A 19,274-nucleotide genomic window follows, 5' to 3' on the forward strand; every position below is an offset into this window, starting at 1 on the left:
TTCGCAAGTTTCTTGCTGATTGGTAATTTGACGGGAAGTATGAAATAAGAAACATCTCAAAATCATGACGTTTTCATGACGGTGAGTACGAGGCAGGTGATGCCATGGACGGCCAGCCGCAGTCGCCCACGCGGCAAGGCGCGGGCTCCGGCGCAAACGCTGCGCGGACAGGCGCTGCCCGCATGAGGCGCGGCCCCGACGGACTTGCTGCCCGCTGCCCGGCGGCCGACGCGGGTCGCTGTTGCTCCGATGCCGCAATGCCGCACCGCCGCTAGGCAAGCCGGCTGCCTTGTGCTGAAGTGAATGCACTGCTCAAGGGGTGAACATGGATGCGCTGATGGATGTGATCGTGGTGGGGGCCGGCATGGCCGGGGTGACCTATGCCCGTACCGTCCACGATGCCGGCTGGCAGGTGCTGCTGCTGGACAAATCGCGCGGTTTTGGCGGGCGCATGGCGACGCGGCGCAGCGGCGAAAATGCCTGGGATCATGGTGCGCAGTACTTCACCGCCACCCATCCCGATTTTCACACCCTGGTGACCGACTGGGTCGATGACGGCCTGGCGGCCATCTGGCAGGGGCGCATCGCCGTCTGGGATGGCGAAACGCTGGGCGATGCCGGGCCGATGATCCGCTACGTCGGCGTGCCGGGCATGACGGCCGTGTGCAAGGCCATGGCCGCGCCCTTGCCCCATCATCTGCATACCACGGTGACCGCGCTGCTGCCCGAGGGCGAGGGCTGGCGGGTGCTGGCCGAACACGGCGAATGGCGGGCACGGCGCGTGGTGCTGGCCATGCCGCCGGCGCAGGCCGCCGCGCTGTTGCCGCCGGGGCACGACTTGCTGCGACATGCTGCCAATGCCGACATGCTGCCGGCTTGGACCCTGCTGCTGAGTTTTGCCGCGCCGCTGCCGCTGCCGTTTTCCGGCCTCTTCATCAACCGCGAGCCGCTGGCCTGGCTGGCCGACAATGCCAGCAAGCCGGGCCGCCCGGCCGGGCTGGACTGGGTGCTGCATGCCTCGCCGACCTGGTCGGCCGCGCATCTGGATCTGCCGCATGAAACGGTGGCCGAATTGCTGGAGCAGGCGCTGCTCAAGCTCTGCGCGCAGCTGGCGCCCGGCCAGCCGGTGCCGGAGCGCCTGAGCATTGCCGCGCACCGCTGGCGCTACGCCCGCCCGGCGCAGGCCGCGCAGGATGCCTTTCGCGAAAGCGGCGATGGCCTGGCGCTGATCGGCGACTGGCTGCTGGGCGGCCGGGTGGAAGGGGCCTTCCTCTCCGGCCTGGCGCTGGCGCGCCGGCATTGCGGCATTCCGGTGGCGCTGACCGAAGTGTTCTGAAGGCCAGAAGCCGGGCCAGAGTCGCGAAAACCCAAACCCGACGCAGAGGCGCAGAGAAAAAACAGACGACTGTTTTCGTGCCTTTCCTCCGCGCCTCTGCGCCTCTGCGTTGAGATTTGTCTGGTTTCTGGCGACGCGTGCTGGTGCTTCTATGGGTATAGGGTTGTAGCCGTTCTGGTTGATTGGCTGCAGCTCCATGGGTTGCTGGGTATCAGTCCGGCAGCGGCATGCCGAAGGCGGCCTGGAACTGGCTGGCCAGTTCCTCGCGCGTGAAGGCGTGATTCTGGCAGCCGCGCTGGGCGATCTTCAGGCTGCCCAGCAGCGAGGCCAGCCGGCCGGTTGTCGGCCAGTCCCAGCCTTGCGTGATGCCGTACAGAAGGCCCGCGCGAAACGCGTCGCCGCAGCCGGTCGGGTCGACCAGCGCCGCAGCGGGCACGGCCGGAATGTCGTGGCGCACGCCGTCGGCGTAGATGTGCGAGCCCTCGGCGCCCAGCGTGACAATCAGCGCCTTCACACGGCCGGCGAGTTCGTCCAGCGTCAGGCCGGTTTTCTGCTGCAGCATGGCCGATTCGTAATCGTTCAGCGCCAGATAGTCGGCCTGGTCGATAAAGGTCAGCAGCTCTTCACCACCGAACATCGGCATGCCCTGGCCCGGATCGAAAATGAAGGGAATGCCCGCTGCGGCCAGCTGCGCCGCGTGCTGCAGCATGCCGTCACGGCCGTCCGGAGCGACGATGGCCAGCTCGACGGCCTCCTTGACGTCCGCCACGCGGTTGCGGTGGCTCTCGCCCATCGCCCCGGGGTGAAAGGCGGTGATCTGGCAATCGTCGAGGTCGGTGGTGATGAAGCACTGGCCGGTGTAGTGCTCGGGCAGCTCGCGAATGTGGTCGCGGCGGATGCCCAGCTGGTCCAGGCGTTGCGCATACGGTGCAAAATCGCTGCCGACCGTCGCCATGACGAGCGGCTCGCCGCCCAGCAGTTTTAGGCTATAGGCAATATTGCCGCCGCAGCCGCCGAACTCGCGTCGCATTTCCGGCACCAGAAAGGATACGGAAAGCACATGCAGCTGCTCGGGCAGGATATGATGACGGAAGCGGTCGGGGTAGACCATGATCGTGTCGTAGGCCATCGAGCCACAGATCAGGACGGACATCGGGTTCTCCTTGTGAATGACGCGATTATAACGGCCGGGCTGCCATCACCTGCGAACATTGTTTTCATGGCGCGCTGAGCGCTGTGAGCGGGCGGGGCTGCCGTTTTTTTCCTGTGCTTACCGATTGTGTCCTTTGCCGTGAACCTCCAGCTTGATCCCTTTACCCTCGCCGTGTTTGCCGTCGCCTGCGCCTGCCTGGGCTGGGGGGCGCTGCAGCTGCATGCCATGGAAAGCCGGCACGAGCGCGATGGCGCACTGCCCACGCTGGCCTGGGGCATGGCGCTGCAGGCGCTGGCCAGCGCCCTGCTGCTGGCCGCCGGTTTGTGGCGGCAGCCCTGGTGCACGGTGCTGGCGCTGCCGCTGTTCGCTACCGCGCTGCTGCTGTGGCTGGCCGGCGTGCGCCGCATTTCGCGCCGCGCGCCCCGACTGGACTGGCTGGCGCTGCTGGTGCCTCTGGCGCTGCTGGCCGGGCTTGCGCATGCGCTGCTCTTCCCCGAGCCGCACTGGGACTTGCTGATCGCCGCCGCCACGCAGCTGCTGCCCATCGTGCTGCTGATCCGCGAGTTGCGCCTGGGCCGCGTGGCCGGCGAAATGAACGTCGTGCGCCGCGCCACCATTGTCGTGCTCGCCCTGCACGGCCTTGCGCAGTTGCTGCTGGCCGGCGGTGCGCTCGCCGGGCAATTGCCGCTGGCGCCGCCCGGGCCCTTGCTGCTGTGGCTGGATTTGCTGGTTTTCAATGTCTGCCTGCCGCTGTGCCTGCTGCTGCTCAGCGCCAATCTGCTGCGCGCCCGCCTGGGCAGCCTGGTGCGCCATGACGCGCTTACCGGGCTCTTCAACCGGCGTGGCATGGAGGAAGCCGCCCAGCGCGATATCCGCCGTGCGCGCAAGCGCGAAGTGCGGCTGGGCCTGGTCGTTTTCGGTCTGGAGCGCTTCCGCATGGTCAACGAGCATTACGGTTTTGCCGCCGGCGACGCCGCCTTGCGCGCCTTTGCCCATGAGCTGAAGGCCGCTGCGCCCGCCGGCTCGTGCACCGGGCGCATCGGTGGCGAAGAGTTCTGCCTGCTGGTCGAGCTTGATGGCGCCAGCATTGCACCGCTGCTCAGCCGGCTCGACCCGCTGCTCTCGGGTGTCGATGTCGAATTTGGCGACGCCGCCATCCGCCTGCAGGCCACGCTCGGCTCCGCCGTGCTGGGCAGCGACGGCGACGATTTCGACCAGCTGCTGCAGACCGCCCGCGAACGCCTCGCCGAACGCCGCAAGCGCAACTCCGTCCCGCCGCCGCCCCGCGACGGTGGCCGCGACAACTATACGGTGAGCGAAGCCACCATCAACCAGCTGCAACTGGCCATGCCCCGCCCGGCGCTGCCCTGACCGCATTCCTGCCAGCCCGGGTGGCTGGCCGGGAAGGCTGCCTGACTTAAACAGCATTGGGTATTGCTGTGAAGCTCATTGCCAGGAAAGGTTCTGGGTATATACCCCTGTGGTGCCGCTGGATGGCGCCGACACATGACCACGCACCATGCATGCTCTGGCCTTGTCATTCCGTCACCCCGGCATCGCCAGCGTCCGGACAAGCCGCTTCCCTCGTACGCCTTGCCATCGCCTGTTCGGCGATCTCCAGCACTCCGGACAGCGCTGCTAAACTGTGTTCTTTTCTGACGCGGGCCTTTGCTTCCATGAGCCATTCTTCGTTTGCTTGCCTGTCTGCTCATGCCGGTATCCGGATGCTGCCGTGCGGAGGCGGGCGATGAGCGGCGGGGAGGGGGCTGGCCTGCAGCTGTGGCTGTGCGGGGCGCCGCGGCTTTTGCTGGGCGAGGCCGATATCAGCGCACAGCTGCGCTATCGCAAGGCCTGGGCCTTGCTGGCGATTCTGGCGTGCGCAGCGCCGGCCTGGCAGGCGCGCGGCACGCTGGCCAGCCTGCTGTGGCCCGATCTGCCGGATGCCGCTGCGCTGGGCAATCTGCGCCAGGTGTTGAGCAATCTCGCGCGGGTATTCAATAGTGCTGGCCAGCCACCCTGGCTGGACATCGAACGGCAGCGCCTGCGCCTGCGCGTGCCGGCGTGCGGCTGGCTGGATGTAACGGCGCTGCTGGCGCTGGGCGAGGAAGAAAACGGCGGTGACGCGGCGCGCTGGGCCAGGCTGGAGCGGGTGCTGCCCCAGTGTCTGGGCGAGCTGCTGGAAGGCAGCATGTCGGCCGAGGGCGAGGCCTTTGCCGCCTGGCTCGGCAGTGCGCGCTTGCGCTTGCAGCGCGCCCGGCTGGCGGCGATGCAGCGCCTGATCACGCAGCAACTGGCGGCAGGACGTGATGCCGCGGCGGTGCTGGTGGCGCGGCTGCGCTGGCAGATTGATCCCCTGGGCGAGGAAAGCGCGGCCAGCCTGATGCGCCTGCTGCTGCAGCTGGATGACCGCCGTGGTGCGGAACAGGTCGCGGCCGAGCTGGAGCGCAATCTGCGCAGCGAGCTGGGCCTGCGTCCCGGCGAGCAGATTCGCGCGCTGTTGCGCGCATCGACGCCGACTGCGTTGCCGCAGGCTGTCGTGCCGGCAAGCATTACCGTCGAGCAGCGCACGCTGCTGTTGCTGTTTGTGGCGCTGCCGTCGACCGACGCCAGCGATGCCGCTGACGCGGGATTGACCACCCTGCTGGCGGCTCGCGCCCTGCTTGATGGCTTGCAGGCTGGTCCGCTTCCCCTGCGCGGGCGCGGATTCTGGGTGGCGTTTGGCGAACAGGATGGTGCCGAGCAGATGCTGGCGCGGGCCCTGCAAGCGGTGCGTGAGCTGTTGCAGGCCCTGCCGCAGCGCTTGTGCCTGGGGCTGGCGATTGGTCCGGTCATCTGCCGCGTCCTGCCCGACGGTATCGACTGGTTTGGTGCGGCGCCCGAGCGTGCCTGGCTGCTGGCGCACCGTGCGCAGCCCGGCGAGGTGCTGGCCGATGCCGAGCTTGCGGCGCGTTTGCCGGATTGGCAGGCCATCGGCGCCGGTGTCTGGCGCTGGCAGGCGCCGGTCGCCGTGTCGCCGCTCGCCGGCAAGGCGCGCTTGCCCATGGTGGCGCGCCAGCAGCAGCTGGATTCTTTGCGCGCGGCCTGGGCGCAAGCCTGCGCGGGCGCACCCAGCTGGGTGGCGGTAGTGGGTGAGCCCGGCGTGGGCAAGACCAGGCTGGCGCAGGCGCTGATCGAAGCGCTGCCGGCACAGTCCGCGCTGGTGCTGCACCTGCAATGTTCGCACGGCCAGCAGCGCCAGCCGCTGGCGCCGCTGCGTCGCGCCCTGCTGCAGGCGCTGGGCGATACGGCATGCGGCGGCGAGGCGCTGGAAGCGCGCCTGCTGGCGCGCTGGCCCGGTCTGGCCGCACCGGAGCTGGCTGGCCCGGTCTGGTCAACCCTGCTGCATTTCCTGCAGGCCGAAGCCGATGAGCAGGCGCTGGCCGATGGCCGCAACGAGCTGTTCTGGGCCTTGTGCCTGATGGTCGATGCCCTGAGCAGCCAGCAGCCGCTGCTGCTGTGGATCGACGACCTGCACTGGGCCGATCTCGCCACGCGCGAGTGGTGGTCGCACTACGCCGGCTTGCTGGCGCAGCAGCCGGTGCTGCTGCTGAGCACGGCCCGGCATGATCAGCCGCTGGCGCATCTGGCCGGTCCGCCGCAGCGGATCGAGCTGGCGCCGCTGGCCGAGGCCGAGGCCGCCGCGCTGGCGCGCCTGCATGCGGCGCAGGCCGAACTGCCGCCGCCGGCCGTGGCGCAAATTGTCCGCGACAGCGGCGGGGTGCCATTGTTTGTCGAATTTCTGACGCGCCGCCATCTCGATGGCAGTACGTCGCCGGCGCATCCGGCGCACGGTCTGCTGACCCGCGAAATGGACCGCCTCGGCCCCTTCAAGGCCGTGCTGCAGAGCGCCGCAGTGTTGGGCCAGCGATTTTGCGAACGCGATCTGGCGCGCCTCTTGCCCAAGGATGAGCCTGCGCCGGTGCTGGAACTGGCGTGTCACTACCGCCTGCTGCGTCCGGTGGGTGAGGGCTGCTATGAATTTCGCCATGCCCTGATTCGCGATGCTGCGTATCAGGGGCTGCCGCCTGGCGCCGCCCAGCGCCTGCACGGCCAGCATGGCGACTGGCTGGCTACCCGCTCCGGCGCGCCGGCCGCCGAGGTTGCCGGCCATTTCGAGCAGGCCAGGCGCTGGCCCGAGGCCATACGCTGGTGGCAGCGCGCTGGCGAATTGGCGCTCAATGCCGAATTTGCCGGTGATGCACTGGTCTGCTTCCGCCGCGCGCAGGGCTTGCTGCCGCACTGGCCGCAAGCCGGCGCGGTGCTGGCGCGGCAGCTGGGCTTTGCCGTTGGCAAGGCGGCGCTGCTCAGCGAGGGTTATGGTTCGGAGCAAGGGCATCGCCAGTACGAGGCGCTGGTGCGCGATCTGGCCGACGAACCGCAGGCCGGCGAAGACCTCTTTCGCGCGCTCAGCGGCCTCTACATGGGCGGCAGCTCACTCGGGCGCACCGAGGGGCTGATCATCGCCGAGCGTCTGCGCCCGCTCGCCGATACCCCGGCCAAGCGGCTGATGCTGTGCTTTGCCATGGGCAATTCGCTGTTCTGGCGCGGCCGTTTCGCCGAGGCAAAAGGCTGGCAGCAGGAAGGCATTGCGCTGGCCGCCAGCCTGCCGGCCGACGAGCGCGCGCGCTATTGGGGCGAGGATCTGGGCATCCTGCTGCGTGCCTTCCTGTGCTGGAATGCCTGGTTTCTTGGCGAGCCGCAACTGGCCGCCAGCACGGCGGCGGACGGCATTGCCCTGGCACGCGCCGGCGGCAAGCCGCACGCGCTGTGCTTCATGCTGGCCTTTGCCGCTGCCGAACGCTGGAGCGCCGACGATGCCGCCGGGGCCGCCGCGCACGCGCTTGAAGGGTTGACGCTGGGACGTCATCATGGCTTTCCGCTCTGGCAGGGCATCCATGGCCTGTTTGCCCTGTGGAGTCAGGCCCGCTGCGGCCAGCTGGCCGATCTGGCACCGGTGCTGCAGGCCGCCGCACAGTTCAGCCAGGCCTACCAGGCCGGCACCACCACGGCCCGCTGGGTGGTGATGTCCATTCTGCTGCTGCTGGAGCGCCGTACCGAGTTGCTGGCCCTGCTGCCGCAAACGCGGGCCGGCATCGCCCAGTATGAGGATGAATACTGCCTGTCCGAAGTGCTGCTGATCGAAGCACTGCTCGCGCCCGCTGGCGAACTGGCCGCACGGCTGCAGGATGAAGCCATCGCCCTGGCGCACCGGCAGGGCGCACCCGGTCTGGTGCGACGCCTGCAATGGCTGGCCGGTCAGTTCGCTGCCCCTTGCCGTGCCGATCACCAGGCCGTGTCTGCCAGCTGATGGTGCCTCTCGCGCAGAGTCAAGCTGCAACCTGATTAGGTAGCCAGCTCAGCAACTCGTCATGCCGGCGAAGGCCGGCATCCAGAGCGACGCTCGAACAGGCATTGCAGCTGGATTCCCGCTTTCGCGGGAATGACGAATTGTACTTTGCTGAGATAGCTACCTAATTAGGAGTCGCACAAGGCCGGCAATAACGATCTGCTCACGATACGCCTGCACAATCCGCGCCGGGGTCAGTTGGCGGAAAGTTTGACGCAGGCTGTGCCCCGCATGAGTGTTTTCCTGCGAGGTGCGTGTGATCAATCTGCTGGAGCGTGGCGCTGGCCGGGCTGCGCTGCCGTGGCTGGCCGCCGGGATCTCCGGCGTGCTGCTGGCAATGGCCTTTCCGCGCTGGGAAGGCGTGTGGCTGGAGCCGCTGGCCTTTGTCGCGCTCTTGCCGGCATTCTGGGCGCTGGAGCACTCGCGCCGGAGCTTCTGTCTGGCGCTGGTGTTTGCACTGGCTTACCAGCTGACGCTGCTGTTGCCGCTGATGTTCCTGCTCGGGCCCTGGGTGGGCCTTTTGCTGCTGAGCAATCTGCCGGCCAGCTGGCTGCTGCTGGCAGCCTACGGGCCATGTTACCGCCGCTGGCAGCGCACCGGCGTGCTGGCAGTCTGGCTGCCGCTGGCCGTACTGGTCGAATACGCCTTCAGCACCTGGTGGCCGAGCAATGCGCCCTGGTGGGTCAGCGGCGCCATTCTGGCGCGGCTGGAGCTGCCCGCGCCACTGGTGGCCTGGACCGGTGTCTGGGGGCTGAGCGCCTGGGTACTGGCGCTGAATGTGCTGTTGCGGGCCTGCTGGGCGCAGCCCTCGCGCCGGGCCGGCACCGTGTGGCTGGCCGTGGCGCTGCTCCCGCTGCTGCTGGCCGCCCTGGTGCGTTCCGGTGGCGGCGTCGCACCGCCCGTGGCCAGCCTGCGCGTGGCCACCATCAATCCCGGCCTTGCCTTTGGCGGGGACGACGGTCGTTTGTCGGCTGCGCTGCAGCAGAGTACTGCCGCCATGCGGGCCCGGCCCGACCTGCTGGTCTGGCCCGAGGCGGTTTATCCCGGCGCCCTGCTGGATGAGCCGGCGGTCCGCAATCGCGTGCTGACCCGCGTCGCGCAATGGCATACGCCCGTACTGCTGGCCACGATGAGCCTCTTGCCCTATACGGTCGAATATCCGCCGCCGCCCTACGCGGCCCGCGAAGGAGATGCCGCCGCGCGAGTGTCCGGCGCAGCCATGCTCACCCCGCCGCTGGCGCAGCTGATTCTTGCCGAGGATCCGCAGGCAGGCTGGCCCATTCGCGTCGATGCCAAGCGACAGCTCGCGCCCTTTGTCGAATTCCTGCCCGGCGCCGACCTGTGGCCCGCCGGCGCAGCCTGGCTGAGCCGGCTCTGGGCCGGCGAGCCGGGTGACCGCTATCTGTGGCTGAGTGCCGGTAGTACGCCCCCGCAGCCGTTTCACCTGCAGCATCAGGGCAGGGTGCATGGCGTTGGTGCAGTCATCTGCTTTGAGCTGCTGTTTCCGGAAAACGTGGCCGAACAGGTGCGCAATGGCGCCCAGAGCCTGGTCTGGCTGACCAACGACGAAGCAGCACGGCACGGCCACTATGCCTACCAGTTTGCCTGGTTCGCCCGTCTGCGCGCGCTGGAAAACGGCCGCGATCTGGTCCGCGTGAATACCGATGGCGGCGATTTTGCCGTCGATGCCGGCGGGCGCATGACGGCGCTGTCCCCCCGCCAGGCTGGCGGGCATGCGGTCTACACGCTCGGCTTGCGCGATGACCTGACCTTTTACAGCCGTCATCCGCGCTGGCTGCCGCTGCTGTGCCTGCTGCTGCTGGCGGCTTCACTCGCGGTCTTGCGCTGGCGGTCGGGCGTCGCGGCAGTGGCTCGATTATCCGGTCCGCAAGGGCCTTACCCTGGAGAAGAAAAAGCATGAAGCGCTCAGTAAACCGCTCGGCTCGGTCCTGCCTGCTGATCCTGTGCCTGCTGGCCATGCCTTTTGCGGCGCAGGCTGCGGCAGGCAAGTATGTCTGCGAAAACGGCAAGGAAGTCTGGAAAAGCAACGCCGAGCTGGAAGCCATGGCCAAACCCAAGCCCAACCCGTGCACGTACACGCGCAATGCGCCCCGGTCCGCCCAGCGCACCCTGTCGCCGGCGCTGGCCTCCCCGCTTGCGCCGCAGGGGGTTCCCCGGGAAGTGCTGAATCTGCAGCTGGCGCCACCGTCCGGCCCGCGCCAGCCGTGAGCGGCAGTCCCTTTACCCTGACTCATCCATTGCCGGAGAAAGCCAACCATGATGACCATCCGATCCGTCCTGTGCCGCCGGCCGCGCCGCGCCGCCTTGCAGGGGCTGCTGGCCCTTGGACTCGTTGCCCAGCCCCTGGCCGCGCATGCCTTCATCGATTACTCGAAGCTCCGCGATTCGAAGGGATGCCTGCTCCTGGAGAGGGTTGAAAAACAGAAACGGTGTAACGAGCCGCGCATGCGGCCAGCCTCGCTGGCGCCCGTCCCGCAGGCCAGCCGCCAGTTCAGGGCGCCGGACAATGTCCCGCCCGAGGTGCTCAACCTGCAACTCGCTCCGCCGCCCGCCCGCCCGCAACCCTGATCTTTGTGAATCCTGATTAGAAAGCTGTCTCAGCAAGCATTCACCAACAACCCGTCATGCCGGCGAAGGCCGGCATCCAGACTGCAAACGTTTCGTTAAACCTTCTGGATTCCGGCTTTCGCCGGAATGACGGCAACAAAGCTGAAGAGTCTTGCTAATCAGGTTGTGAATTAAGCCTTCAAGGAATCCATCATGCTCAAACACACTGCACTGCTGGCCATGACCGGCCTCTTGCTGACCAGTTGCGGCGGCGGCGGCGATGCCCCGTCCGGCGCGCCGACCCCCACGCCGGTTCCGACACCGCTGCCCACACCCGTGCCCACGCCGTTGCCGGAACCCTCTCCGCTGCTGAAGCTTGGCGCCGAAAACCGCTTTGCCGCCCCCGCCGTGGCGGTGTACGCCCCGATCTCGGCGCTGTATGTCAGTGGCGATCTGGTGAAGCTGCCCTCAAAAGCCGCGGCGCCGGCCGCGCGTGCGCTGCTGCGCAGCAAGCAGGCCATGCAGAAGCGCGCAGCGGCCAGCGCCGAGCCTGCCGTGGAAGTCGAGGTCGAGAAATGCGCGGTCAGCGGCGAGATCGTCATTGAATACCGTGGCGATGTCGCGACCGTCTGGTTCAAGGCCTGCCGCGAAACCCAGGCCATCGAGGGCGGCGGCACCGCGCAGACCGAGCAGACCGGCTGGGCGCGCTACAGCTGGATCGATGCTGTCGGCTATGACGAAGCCTATGTGCTGGAGGAGCAGACCACCTTCGCGGTGGATGCTGGCCCGATGTTCAGTTATGTGGAGAAGGTGCAGACCCGGGCGCGGCTTTTCCAGAAGGGCGAGCGACTGAAGATCGAAGACATGGACTTCACGCGGGAAGACCGCGGCAGCTGGGCCGGCGTGGCGTATGACTACATCGAGGCGGCGCAGCGCCTGCGCTTCGAGATCGATCCGCTCGGCGGTGCGATCCTGCAGGGGCGGGTTGGCGGCTGGGGTACTCATTTCACGGGCGGGCCCATGCTCAACGGCATGCTCGACGTTGCCACGGCTCAGCCGTTGTTCTTCGATGCCGACGATTTCCCGGTTGCCGGGGAAATGCTGCTCAAGGGGGCGGTTGGCACCAGCGCCCGCGTTGCACTGACCCCGAGTGGCTACCGGCTGCGCCTGAATCAGGAGCCGGAAGTGTCGCTGCCCTGGGAGTAATTGATTGATGGGTATGTGGCCACAGCATTTTCTCTTAAAGGGTTTTGGCTATATACCCTGTTAATTCTTCAGTTTTCCCGATTGGCAAGAAGGCTCGGCAAGCGGTAAAAACGTCGCTCCCGCGCAAGCGGGAACCCGGCAATGCCGCGTGGATACGGCATGCCCGCCTTCGCGGGCATGCCATGCTGAGAAGTCTTGCTAATCAGGTCTGTTTGAATCAGGTCTGTTTGTGTCCCTGTTTTCGCAAGTCTGGGCAACACAAGTCTTGATTGGCAGTCTGGTTCAGGCCGCCGGGTTCGCCGGCGTGATGGCCTGAAGAGGATGTTTACTGCAGCACGCCGTTGATTTTCAGCGCCAGCTGCACGCGGTCGGCGACGGCCAGCTTGTCAAACGCCGCGCTCAGGTGCGCCTTTACCGTGCGTTCGGTAATCGCCAGCTGGCGGGCAATGTCCTTGTTGGCGGCACCGCGGGCGGCCAGCAGCGCCACTTCGCGTTCCCGCTCGGACAAGGGCGCGAGAATGGCGCCGCGATCGACCGGCCGGGGCGGCTGGATGGCCTGCACGGCCTGCAGCAAGCGCTGCACCAGCGTGCGTCCCGCCCAGATTTCGCCAGCGGCAACGACGGCGAGCACCTGCTCCAGCAGTGCCGCCGGCCCGGCCGCCTGGCAATAGCCGCGCACGCCGCAGCGCAGCAGGCGCAGGCCTTCCTCGTCGCCGGGGCAGGTGGTGGCGGCGATCAGCAGGGTTTCGCCGCTGCGCGCCTGCCACCAGGCATCGTCCTGCCCGCGCACGGCCGGGGCGTCCAGATCGGCCATCACGAGGTCGGGCGGCGTTTGCGGCCAGTCCGCGCCGCTGCGGATGGCATAGCCGGTGGCGATGCTTTGCCAGTGGGCCAAGAGGCCGGGATCGTGGCTGAGCAGGAACAGGGTGGGCATCGGGCTTCTCAGCGTTCGGTGAGTGCGCTGGATTTGGCGCGCAGTACGGGTTTCATCAGGTAGCCCAGAATGCTCTTCTTGCCGGTCAGGATGTCCACTTCGGCGACCATGCCCGGCTTGATCGGCAGGCGCTTGTCGGCGCGTTCCAGATAAGCCTTGTTGGTCTTGACCTGGATCACGTAAAAGGCATTGCCCTTGTCATCGGTCACGGTATCGGCGCCGACCTGCACCACCTCGGCCTCCAGCCCGCCGTACACGGCGAAATCGTAGGCGGTGAACTTGACCAGCGCGGGCTGGCCGGGGCGCAGGAAGGCGATGTCCTTGGGCAGGATCTTGGCTTCCAGCAGCAGGCTGTCGTCGGCCGGGACGATTTCGATGATGTCCTTGCCCGGCTGCACGACGCCGCCGACGGTATTGGCATGCAGGCGCTTGATGATGCCCTTCATCGGCGAGCGGATGTCGGATTGCTTCACGCGGTCGGCCAGCGCCACGCTGCCTTCCGACAGGCTGTTGAGCTTGCCCATGGTTTCGGCGAGTTCCGAGCGGGCCTGGTTGCGGAAGGTCAGCTCCACTTCCTGGATCTTGCGGCTGTATTCGCCGATCGAGGACTGGATGCGCGGCAACTGGGCTGCTGCCGAGTCGCGCTCGCCGCGAAAGCGCGCCAGATCACGCTCCAGGCGCAGCAGTTCAACCTCGGATACCGCGCCGCTCTTGAGCAGCGGGCGGGTGGCTTCCAGCTCGCGCATGGTCAGGTCGTAGCTTTGCGCGGCCTGATCGCGCCGCGCGCGCACTTCGTTCATTTCCTGGCTGCGCTGGGCGGCCTGCTGGCGCGTCACGCCGACCATGGCGTCGAGCTCGGCCATTTTTGACAGATACAGCGATTCTTCCTGGCTGGCGATTTCCGGCGCTTCGGTCAGCACTTCTTCCGGCAGCGTGAAGGGCTTGCCGGTGGAAATGGCTTCCAGGCGCACTGCCTTGGCGCGCAGCGACAGGTATTGCGCGCGGTTTTCCTTCAGCGACGATTCAAAGCGCGTCGGGTCGATTTTCAGCAGCAATTGCCCCTTTTCGACCTGCTGGCCCTCGCGCACGCTGATTTCCTGCACGATGCCGCCATCCAGGCTTTGCACCACCTGCAGCTGGCGCGACGGAATCACCTTGCCTTCGCCCTTGGTGACTTCATCGAGCTGGGCAAAGGCCGCCCAGATGATCAGCATCGCGATGGCCAGCAGCGAGCAGCGCACCAGGATGCGTGCGCCGCGCGGATTCTGCTCGGCAATCACCCAGTCGGCATCGGTGATGAAATCGTCTTCCTGCCCGCGCTGCTTTTCATTGCGCAGCAGCAGATAGCGGTCGAACCAGCCGCTGCTGCGGGTGACGAGCGCGTTCCAGCCGCGCGCGAATCGGTTGTCCTGCTTGATGCGGATGTCCATGTCAGCCTGCCCGTCCGATGCGACCCTGCTGCAGGGCTTCGACCACTTGCGATTTCGGGCCGTCCGCGACCACCTGGCCGTGATCGAGCACGATCAGCCGGTCCACCAGCTCCAGCAGCGAGGTGCGATGGGTCACCAGCACCACGGTCTTGCTGGCGATGTATTTGCGCAGCCGGCCCTTGAGGCGTTCCTCGCTCTGGTGATCCATGGCGCTCGACGGTTCGTCCAGCAGCAGCATGGGCGGATCGTTGAGCACCGCGCGCGCGATGGTGACGGCCTGGCGCTGGCCACCGGACAGCGACTCGCCGCGTTCGCTGATGGCCATGTCATAACCGCGCGGGTGCGCATCGGCAAACTCGTTGACGCCGGCCAGCTCGGCGGCGGCGATGATCATGCCGTCGTCGGCAAAGGGCGCGCCCAGGGCGATGTTCTGCTTGAGCGACCCGAAAAACAGGATGGGATCCTGCGGCACATGGCCGATGGCGCGGCGCAATTCGGCCGGGTCGATCTGGCGCGTATCGACGCCGTCGACCAGCACCGAGCCCTGGTCGGGATGGTAGAGGCCAAGAATCAGCTTTTCGATGGTGGTCTTGCCCGAGCCGACGCGGCCGATCAGCGCCACGCGCTCCCCGGCCTTGATGCGGAAGGAAATGCCGGCCAGCGCGGCATCGTCGCGCCCCGGATAGGCAAAGTGCACATCGCGGAATTCGATGTCGCCCCGGAAGGTCGCGCGGTGCAGGAAGGTGCTCTCGGCGGGCCGTTCGACGGGCATCTGCATGTGGCTTTCGATGCCCTCCAGCGAGCTGCGCGCATTCTGGTATTGCATCAGCAGGCCCGCGATCTGGCCCAGCGGCGCCATGGCGCGACCCGACAGCATCGACGCGGCGATGATGCCGCCCATGGACATCTTGCCCTCGGCCATCAGGTAGACACCGACGATGATCATGACGATGTAGACCAGCTGGGTAATCAGCTGGGCAAAATTGATGGTGGTGCTCGACAGCAGCCGCAGCTGCCCGCCCTTTTGCGCCAGGAACAGCGTGGCGCGTTCCCAGCGACGCTGGAATTCGCCCTCGGCGGTGGCGGTCTTGATCGTTTCGATGCCGGTGAGACTTTCCACCAGCGTGGCGTTGCGCTGCGCCGTGGCGCGCTGGCTTTCCTCGACCATCGCCGCCATCTTGGCCTGCGCCAGCAGCGAAAACACCACGATCAGCAGCATGCCCACCAGCGGCGGCAGCAGCAGCCAGGGCGAAATCCAGATCAGTACCAGCAGGAAGATCAGCACGAAGGGCAGGTCGACCAGCGTGGCCATCGAGGCCGAGGCGATGAAATCGCGCATGGATTCGAAGGCGCGCAGATTGGCGGCAAACGAGCCGACCGAGGCTGGCCGCGCGGCCATGCGCAGGCCCAGCACGCGCTCCATGATCAGCGTCGAGAGCGTGATGTCGATGCGCTTGGACGCCACGTCGAGAATGTAGCCGCGCGCCGTGCGCAGCACGAAATCGAAACCCAGCACCAGCAGCGCGCCCAGCGCCAGCACCCACAGCGTGTCGAAGGCCTGGTTGGGCACCACCCGGTCGTAGACATTCATCGAATACAGCGGCACGGCCAGCGCAAACAGATTGATCATCAGCGCGGCCAGCAGCGAATCGCGGTAGAGACGCCAGTTGTCGAACACCACGCCCCAGAACCAGTGGCGTGCACGCACCTTGCCCAGTTCCGGCGTGCGCGCATCGAAGCGGAAGCGCGGGCGCACATAGGCGACGATGCCGCTGTAGCAGGCCGCAAGCTGCTCGGGCGTGTATTCGACGGCCGATTCGGCGGCCTCGGGAAAGCGCAGCTGGTAGTTGCCGCTGGCCGCGCGGCCCAGCAGCACGCAGGCGCGCTGGTCGTTGAGCAGCAGGATGGCGGGCATCAGCCGCAGGTCGAGATCGTCCAGCTCGCGGCGCAGCACGCGGGCGGTAAGGCCGGCACGGCTGGCGGCGCGCGGCAGCAGCGAGGGGCTGAGGCGGTTCTCTTCCAGTGGCAGGCCGGCCGACAGTGCTTCGCGGGTCCAGGGTTCGCCATTGAGGCGGGTGATCTCCGCCAGGCAATCAAGCAGCGGATCAAAGTGGGCCTGATGCTCGCCGACATGCCAGTCGAAGGCCTGCGGGCGGTAAGTCGCTTCGTTGCTCATCCGGTGTGCTTCTCTTTTTTGTTGCCCAAGCTTAACTCGCCACCCTCAGCGCAGCAATCACCCTTGCACAATCAGGGCAAAACCTTGCAAGGATTGAGTAAGTTTTGCGGGTCCAGCGCCTGTTTCAGCTGCCGCATCAGCGCGATTTCCACCGGATCGCGGTATCTGGCCAGCAGGTGGCGCTTGAGTTGTCCCACGCCGTGCTCCGCGCTGAAGCTGCCCTGCCGGCGCGCCACCTGTGCGTAGACGATGGCATTGATGCGCTCTTCCTCGGCGTACACGGCATTGCTGTGGTCGGGCAGGAAGAGGTTGTAGTGCAGATTGCCGTCGCCCAGATGGCCAAAGGCAATGATGAGGATGTTCGGATACGCCGCCTGCAGCGCCGCACCGCATTCGTCGAGAAAATCCGGAATCGAGGAAATCGGCACGCTGATGTCGTGCTTGATGCTCACGCCTTCCAGCCGCTGCGCCTCGGGAATCGATTCGCGCAGTGCCCAGAAGGCCGCCGACTGGCTCGGGTTCTGTGCCAGCAACGCATCCTCGAAGCCCAGCGTGACGAGTGCCTCGACCAGACGCTCGGTCAGCGCGTCGCTGTCGCCGCCATCGGCCAGTTCGACCAGCACCATCCACTCCGGCGCGGGCTGGAAGGGTTGCGGCAGTTGCGGGCAGTGGCGCGCCAGCAGGGTCATGCACGGCGCCGAAATCAGCTCGAAGGAGGTGATGCGGTCGCCCACGCTGGCCTGCAGGCCGCGCAAGAGCTCCAGCGCCGCGCGCGGGTGGGCGACGTGTACCAGCGCCGTGGCATGCGCCGTCGGGCGCGGATAGAGGCGCAATACCGCACGCGTGATCACGCCCAGCGTGCCTTCCGAGCCGATGAACAGCTGCTTGAGGTCGTAACCGGTGTTGTCCTTCCGCAGGCCGCGCAGGCCATTCCAGACCGTGCCGTCGGCCAGCACCACTTCCAGCCCCAGCGTCAGGTCGCGCATATTGCCGTAGCGCAGCACATTGATGCCGCCGGCATTGGTCGCCAGCGCGCCGCCGATCTGGCAGCTGGCGGCGGCGGCCCAGTCGGCCGGAAACAGGCGGCCAGCGGCGCGTGCGGCCTGCTGCACGGCGGCCAGCGTGCTGCCGGCTGCCACGGTAATGGTGTTGTTGTCCGGATCAAGCTGTTCGATGCCGGTCATGCGCGACAGCGACAGCACGATGGCTCGGCCGCTGTCATCCGGGGTGGCCGCCCCGCACAGGCTGGTGTTGCCACCCTGTGGTACGACCGGAATGCGGTGCTGGTGGCACAGGGCGAGCGTGGCCGACACTTCGGCGGTGGTGCGCGGGCGAACCACCGCCAGCGCCTTGCCCTGATAGCGGCGGCGCTGGTCGAGCAGATACCCATCCATGGCGCTGCCGGTGAGTACGCCGGCGGCGTCGGTCAGCGCAGCCAGCGCGGCAAGAAAATCAGCAGACATGCGCGTGCCCCGTGAAGTCCTGGCATACCCTATTGGATATGCCCTTCGATTGATTGATTGCAAAAGGCTTCAGTTGTATACCTGCAGAATGCTTGTTGCACTGGCGTGTGGGTTTACAGCCAGAAATCGCTGCGGGCAATGTGCTTGCTCAGTACGCGCTGGAAATGGCCGGGGTCCTTGGCGAAGGTCAGCGCGCCGGCAGCCGGCTTGTGGAAATCGTACAGGCGCGACACCCAGAAACGCAGTGCGGCGGCGCGCAGCATGGCCGGCCAGGCGGCGAGCTCGGCCTCGCTGAACGGGCGCACGCTCTGATAGGCGGCCAGCAGCGCACGCGCGCGCTCGGCATCGATGTCGCCATCGGCCGTCACGCACCAGTCATTCAGCGTAATCGCCACGTCGTACAGCAGCGTGTCGTTGCAGGCGTAGTAAAAATCGATGAAGCCGCCGACATGGTCACCATTCATCAGCACATTGTCGCGGAACAGGTCGGCGTGGACGACGCCGCGCGGCAACTCGTTGCGCGACCACTCGGCCTGGAACAGCACTTCATCGTGCAACTGGCGCGCTTCGTCGTCAGGCATGTAGCCGTAAACCTCGGCGGCGGTGTGCGTCCACCAGTGCGGGCCGCGCGGATTGTCCATGTGGCCGCTGTAATTGCGCGCGGCGAGGTGCATCTGCGCCAGCATTTCGCCCACTTCGCCGCACTGGATCGCGTTCGGCTCCTCGACCACCACGCCGGGCAGGCAGTTCACCAGCAGCGTGGGACGGCCATTCAGTTCGTCGACATACTGTTCGTCGAAATTGGCAATCGGTGCCGCCACCGCGATGCCATGCTGCGCCAGATGCGCCATCAGCTTCACGTAGTAATCCAGCTCGTCGGTCATCAGGGTTTCAAACAGCGTGAGCACGTAGCGCCCGTGGCTGGTGGTGACGAAGTAATTGGTATTGGTGACGCCAGCGGCGATGCCCTTGAGTTCGACCAGCGTGCCCAGGGCATAGCGCTTCAGAAAGGGTTGCAGATCGGCTTCGGTTACGGTGGTAAAAACGGACATGCGATTTCCAGATTGGGCGAGGGCCCGGCATAGACGGGTGAGGGGTGAACAAGGCGGCGTTCCGGGCGGTCCCGGTCAGGTCTGCTGCAGGCCGCTGCAGGGCGCAGCGTGCCTGTTTGTTCAGGGCTTAATGGGTATTGGCTTGTAGCCTAATGGCAGTAAAGGTTCTGGATGTATACCCTTCTTACCATTCAAAAAGCACCCAGCGCGGTACGCTCAGTGCCGGAAGCGGCTCATCACGGCGGGTGAAGTTGCCGGCACCGGCTTCATCCACCAGATAGTAGGGCTTGCCGCTCTTGGGGGTAATCTTGACCATGTACAGCCGCCCCTTGAGGCGGTATTCGGTCAGCGTGCGGTTTTCCTCGGTCACGATGCGCACTTCCGGCTCCGCTTCCTGCGTGGCCGGCGCGGTGTTTTCCGGCATCGGCGGCGGCGCGGCCGGATCATCGGCTGCCAGCGCCGGCAGGCTCAGGGCAGCGAACAGGGCGGGGAGTAGCAGTCGGTTCATGGTGCGATCCTTTGGCGGTAGCGGCGCGGTGCACAGGCCACGCTCACGGCAAGCAGCAGACA

General features: G+C 66.7%; 14 protein-coding genes. 7 read left to right on the plus strand and 7 right to left on the minus strand.

All coding sequences use genetic code 11. The features are described from left to right. Positions 1-325: 325 nt before the first annotated feature. Positions 326-1,336 carry an NAD(P)/FAD-dependent oxidoreductase gene (locus C515_RS19005; RefSeq protein WP_051304501.1) on the plus strand — a complete coding sequence of 337 codons (1,011 nt, stop codon included), beginning with the start codon at positions 326-328 and terminating at the stop codon, positions 1,334-1,336. Between the two features lie 211 nt (positions 1,337-1,547). Here C515_RS19005 and C515_RS0101410 read toward each other — a convergent pair whose 3' ends face one another. After that, positions 1,548-2,489 carry a carbohydrate kinase family protein gene (locus tag C515_RS0101410; protein ID WP_028454067.1) on the minus strand — a complete coding sequence of 314 codons (942 nt, stop codon included), beginning with the start codon at positions 2,487-2,489 and terminating at the stop codon, positions 1,548-1,550. Positions 2,490-2,627: 138 nt separating this feature from the next. On the opposite strand from C515_RS0101410, the gene C515_RS22155 reads away from it, so the two are divergent. From C515_RS22155 to C515_RS0101440, 6 genes are all read left to right on the plus strand, one after another. Then, positions 2,628-3,860: a GGDEF domain-containing protein gene (locus C515_RS22155; protein ID WP_144290292.1), complete on the plus strand. Its 1,233-nt coding sequence runs from the start codon at positions 2,628-2,630 to the stop codon at positions 3,858-3,860. A gap of 376 nt (positions 3,861-4,236) precedes the next feature. Continuing rightward, entirely contained in the window at positions 4,237-7,836 is a 3,600-nt protein-coding gene (locus tag C515_RS0101420; protein ID WP_028454069.1) for an ATP-binding protein, read from the plus strand. 289 nt (positions 7,837-8,125) lie between these two features. Next, positions 8,126-9,796 carry a hypothetical protein gene (locus C515_RS0101425; RefSeq protein WP_158380759.1) on the plus strand — a complete coding sequence of 557 codons (1,671 nt, stop codon included), beginning with the start codon at positions 8,126-8,128 and terminating at the stop codon, positions 9,794-9,796. After that, positions 9,793-10,104: a hypothetical protein gene (locus tag C515_RS0101430; RefSeq protein WP_028454071.1), complete on the plus strand. Its 312-nt coding sequence runs from the start codon at positions 9,793-9,795 to the stop codon at positions 10,102-10,104. The genes C515_RS0101425 and C515_RS0101430 overlap by 4 nt, the downstream gene beginning before the upstream one ends. Before the next feature lie 48 nt (positions 10,105-10,152). Then, the gene (locus C515_RS0101435; RefSeq protein ID WP_028454072.1) at positions 10,153-10,464 is read left to right on the plus strand and encodes a hypothetical protein; all 312 of its coding nucleotides are present in this window, start codon (positions 10,153-10,155) and stop codon (positions 10,462-10,464) included. A gap of 192 nt (positions 10,465-10,656) precedes the next feature. Beyond that, entirely contained in the window at positions 10,657-11,649 is a 993-nt protein-coding gene (locus C515_RS0101440) for a hypothetical protein (protein WP_028454073.1), read from the plus strand. A gap of 325 nt (positions 11,650-11,974) precedes the next feature. Here the strand turns inward: C515_RS0101440 and C515_RS0101445 are convergent, their stop codons facing one another. From C515_RS0101445 to C515_RS0101470, 6 genes are all read right to left on the minus strand, one after another. Then, positions 11,975-12,583: a response regulator transcription factor gene (locus C515_RS0101445; RefSeq protein WP_043647620.1), complete on the minus strand. Its 609-nt coding sequence runs from the start codon at positions 12,581-12,583 to the stop codon at positions 11,975-11,977. A gap of 8 nt (positions 12,584-12,591) precedes the next feature. Then, entirely contained in the window at positions 12,592-14,013 is a 1,422-nt protein-coding gene (locus tag C515_RS0101450) for an HlyD family type I secretion periplasmic adaptor subunit (protein WP_028454075.1), read from the minus strand. A gap of 1 nt (position 14,014) precedes the next feature. After that, positions 14,015-16,189, minus strand: a complete 2,175-nt coding sequence (locus C515_RS0101455; protein ID WP_051304502.1) for a type I secretion system permease/ATPase — start codon at positions 16,187-16,189, stop codon at positions 14,015-14,017. Between the two features lie 71 nt (positions 16,190-16,260). After that, positions 16,261-17,652: an FAD-binding oxidoreductase gene (locus C515_RS0101460; protein ID WP_028454077.1), complete on the minus strand. Its 1,392-nt coding sequence runs from the start codon at positions 17,650-17,652 to the stop codon at positions 16,261-16,263. A gap of 113 nt (positions 17,653-17,765) precedes the next feature. After that, a complete protein-coding gene (locus C515_RS0101465; RefSeq protein ID WP_028454078.1) occupies positions 17,766-18,704 on the minus strand; it encodes a homoserine kinase in 939 nt (312 codons plus the stop codon). Between the two features lie 184 nt (positions 18,705-18,888). Continuing rightward, a complete protein-coding gene (locus C515_RS0101470; RefSeq protein ID WP_028454079.1) occupies positions 18,889-19,212 on the minus strand; it encodes a DUF2782 domain-containing protein in 324 nt (107 codons plus the stop codon). Positions 19,213-19,274: the final 62 nt, after the last annotated feature.

Origin of the sequence: Chitinilyticum litopenaei DSM 21440 (genome assembly GCF_000428145.1) — a bacterium.
Lineage (GTDB): Bacteria > Pseudomonadota > Gammaproteobacteria > Burkholderiales > Chitinibacteraceae > Chitinilyticum > Chitinilyticum litopenaei.

Bases quoted from the DNA above. Each gene is read 5' to 3' on its own strand.
- C515_RS0101455 (WP_051304502.1), bottom strand. From the start codon at position 16,189: ATGAGCAACGAAGCGACTTACCGCCCGCAGGCCTTCGACTGGCATGTC.
- C515_RS0101410 (WP_028454067.1), bottom strand. From the start codon at position 2,489: ATGTCCGTCCTGATCTGTGGCTCGATGGCCTACGACACGATCATGGTC.
- C515_RS0101445 (WP_043647620.1), bottom strand. From the start codon at position 12,583: ATGCCCACCCTGTTCCTGCTCAGCCACGATCCCGGCCTCTTGGCCCAC.
- C515_RS0101440 (WP_028454073.1), top strand. From the start codon at position 10,657: ATGCTCAAACACACTGCACTGCTGGCCATGACCGGCCTCTTGCTGACC.
- C515_RS0101465 (WP_028454078.1), bottom strand. From the start codon at position 18,704: ATGTCCGTTTTTACCACCGTAACCGAAGCCGATCTGCAACCCTTTCTG.
- C515_RS0101430 (WP_028454071.1), top strand. From the start codon at position 9,793: ATGAAGCGCTCAGTAAACCGCTCGGCTCGGTCCTGCCTGCTGATCCTG.
- C515_RS0101450 (WP_028454075.1), bottom strand. From the start codon at position 14,013: ATGGACATCCGCATCAAGCAGGACAACCGATTCGCGCGCGGCTGGAAC.
- C515_RS0101460 (WP_028454077.1), bottom strand. From the start codon at position 17,652: ATGTCTGCTGATTTTCTTGCCGCGCTGGCTGCGCTGACCGACGCCGCC.
- C515_RS0101470 (WP_028454079.1), bottom strand. From the start codon at position 19,212: ATGAACCGACTGCTACTCCCCGCCCTGTTCGCTGCCCTGAGCCTGCCG.
- C515_RS0101420 (WP_028454069.1), top strand. From the start codon at position 4,237: ATGAGCGGCGGGGAGGGGGCTGGCCTGCAGCTGTGGCTGTGCGGGGCG.
- C515_RS0101435 (WP_028454072.1), top strand. From the start codon at position 10,153: ATGATGACCATCCGATCCGTCCTGTGCCGCCGGCCGCGCCGCGCCGCC.
- C515_RS19005 (WP_051304501.1), top strand. From the start codon at position 326: ATGGATGCGCTGATGGATGTGATCGTGGTGGGGGCCGGCATGGCCGGG.